This is a genomic window from Paraburkholderia sp., from assembly GCF_034668105.1.
Classification (GTDB): domain Bacteria; phylum Pseudomonadota; class Gammaproteobacteria; order Burkholderiales; family Burkholderiaceae; genus Paraburkholderia.
Map to the genome: position 1 here is coordinate 1 of NZ_JAXDPY010000347.1, position 2856 is coordinate 2856.

The following is a 2856-nucleotide window of genomic DNA, read 5'->3' on the forward strand; positions in this document are numbered from 1 at the left end:
GTTCGGGTGCCTGAATGATGCCGCAACGATGGCGCCGCCCGGAATGCCACGAGGCCGCCGCACCGAAATCATCATACGTATGAAACCGCGGATTGCAAAATGCTCACCAGAAGTCTAGAAAATGTGGAGCGCATCGCCTACGCTTAAGCGAGCCGGCCTTATGGGAACAGATGCCTCAACGCTTTCCCTGATGCGGAGCCGACCCGTCCTGACGAAGCGATCAATGGTTCGAAATCGTACGTGTTTGGGTGCTTGCGAGGGTTGCGCCATCCAGCCTTTCCGCGTTATCGATCGCGGATGAATGCGGCACTCCTGAGCTGAAATTCCTGATAGCAATAAAAAACCAAGGAGACTTTCATGCCATTTACCCGTATTCAAGGAGTCGTCGGCCTGCCTCTGCTTGCCATCGCATTCGGCCTGCCTGCGGCCTACGCCGCGGACGAAGTTCAGAACAGCTCGACGACCACGGCCTCGCCCGTACCGTCGAGGCTGCAACCCGTGAGCCAGCAACAGCTCGACCGCGCCGCCGCTACGTCATCCGACTGGCTGCATTCGAACGGCTCCTACGCACAGACGCGCTATTACCCCGGCGCGCAAATCAACAAGACCAACGTGTCGAAGCTCAGACCGGCCTTCATCTTCCAGACCGCTGTCAACGAGTCGATGGAAACGGCGCCGATCGTATCGAACGGCGTGATGTTCATCACCACGTCGTTCAACCACGTGTACGCACTCGACGCGGTAACGGGCAAGGAGTTCTGGCATTACAAGCACAAGATGGGTCCGGTCACGACGTTTTGTTGCGGGCCCAACAATCGCGGCGTGGCCATATCGGGCGACCGGCTCTACATGGGCACGCTCGACGCGAAACTCGTCGCGCTCGACGCGAAAACCGGCAACGTAGTGTGGCAAAGCCAGATCGCCGACCCTGACGAGGGCTACTCGGAAACCATGGCGCCGACGGTCGTGGACGGCAAGGTGCTGATCGGCACGAACGGCGGCGAATACGGCATTCGCGGATTCGTCAAAGCATTCGATGCGAATTCCGGCCAGTTGCTTTGGACCTTCTACACGATTCCGGAAACCGGCCAGGAAGGCGTGTGGGCCACGAAAGACGCGACGGGCCGCGACGAAAAGCGCGACATCGATGCGGAGAAAAAGCAGCTTGCCGAGAAGGGTGGGGACTTCTACAAGACGCTCGGCGGCGGAGTCTGGATGACGCCCGCGATCGACCGGCAAACGCATACCGTGTACTTCGTGGTGGGCAATCCATCGCCGGATCTTTATGGCGCGATCCGGCCGGGAGACAATCTCTATACGGATTCGCTGGTCGCGATCGATCTGGACACCGGCAAATACAAATGGCACACCCAGTATGTGCCGCATGACGTATGGGACCTCGACGCCGTGAGCCCGCCGATTCTGATCGACGTGCGCGACAACGACGGCAAGATGATTCCCGGCATCGTGCATGGCGGCAAGACCGGTCACGTGTACGTTCACGATCGCGCCACCGGACGGCTGATCCGCTACTCGCAGGCAATGATTCCGCAAGAAAACATGTGGACGTTGCCGACAGCGGCCGGCGCGCGCATGCTGCCCGGCGCGAACGGCGGGGTCGAGTGGTCGCCCATGGCGTTCGATCCACGCACGCGCCTCGTCTACGCGGCCAACCTGCATCAGCCGATGACCTATCAGGTCGAGGACGCGGCCTATCCGGGCGGCAGCAAGCTGTGGCTAGGCGGTGCATTCAAGGTGATTGCGTCCGAGCAGCAATGGGGCAAGCTGTCCGCCGTGAACGTCGACACGGGTAAGGTTGCCTGGGACTACAAGACCGAACAGCCGCTGATCGGCGGCGTGCTCGCGACAGCGGGAGGCCTCGTGTTCAACGGCGAAGGCAATGGCCTGTTCCGCGCATTCGACTCCGCAACCGGCAAGAAGCTCTGGGAGTTCCAGTGCGGTGCGGGCGTCAATGCGCCCGCCGTGTCGTACACGGTGAACGGCAAGCAGTACATAGCCGTCGCTGCGGGCGGCAATACGCAGCTCGACTTCAAGCGCGGCAATAGCGTGCTCGTCTTCGCAGTGCCATGAGGATACCGACGCTACGGGGAGCGCGGGGTTCGACCCGCCGGGCAGGGGCGGCCATTCTATGCGGCTGGTTCGCAGCCGCATGGCTGCCATTGAACGCGCGTGCCGACGCCGACGCGGGCAAGGCGAAAGCACAGGTATGCGTGGCCTGTCACGGGCCGATGGGCAATTCGACCAATCCGGACTATCCGATTCTGGCAGGGCAGACCGCGCGCTATCTCTACCTGGAACTGAAGGACTTCAAGGAAGGACGGCGCAGCGATCCGCGCATGTCGCCCATGGCGGCCAACCTGTCGCGCGAGGACATGCAGGACCTTGCCGACTACTTTGCCGCGCAAAAGCTCGCCCCTGTTCCCTTCAAATCGGATGGCGCCAGCATCGAAGCCGGAAGAAAGAAATCCGCCGAAGTGCTGTGCACGATGTGCCACCTGGGCGGCTTTGCCGGCCAGAACGAGATTCCGCGGGTCTCCGGTCAACTGTATCCGTACATCGTCAAGCAACTGCAGGACTTCCGCTCGCACACGCGGACCAACGATGCGGGCAATATGACCAGCGTAACGCGCAATCTGACCGACGACGACATCCGCAACCTTGCTGCGTACGTCAACAATCTCGAGTAGCCTGGAGCAGAGATCATGAAAAAAACGCTCACCCGCCGCATTGCGGCTGTTGTTCTGCTAGCGGGCGCATGCGGCGTGGGTTTGCCGGCACTGGCGCAGGCAGACGGGGAAACCAACCGGCAACTGCTTGCCGCTGCAAAAGACGGCG

Annotated in this window: 2 protein-coding genes; both read left to right on the forward strand. The window is 61.3% G+C overall.

Annotated elements, in window-relative coordinates; all coding sequences use genetic code 11:
• The first annotated feature begins 357 nt into the window (after positions 1–357).
• Positions 358–2091, forward strand: coding sequence for a PQQ-dependent dehydrogenase, methanol/ethanol family (locus QOC89_RS15720; protein WP_323045853.1), 1734 nt, complete (start codon positions 358–360; stop codon positions 2089–2091).
• A complete protein-coding gene (locus QOC89_RS15725; protein ID WP_323045854.1) occupies positions 2088–2708 on the forward strand; it encodes a c-type cytochrome in 621 nt (206 codons plus the stop codon). Before QOC89_RS15720 ends, QOC89_RS15725 begins: the two co-directional genes overlap by 4 nt.
• The last annotated feature ends 148 nt before the right edge of the window (positions 2709–2856 follow it).

Excerpts from the sequence above, each read along its gene's own strand:
- QOC89_RS15725 (WP_323045854.1), top strand. The coding sequence starts at position 2,088 with ATGAGGATACCGACGCTACGGGGAGCGCGGGGTTCGACCCGCCGGGCA.
- QOC89_RS15720 (WP_323045853.1), top strand. The coding sequence starts at position 358 with ATGCCATTTACCCGTATTCAAGGAGTCGTCGGCCTGCCTCTGCTTGCC.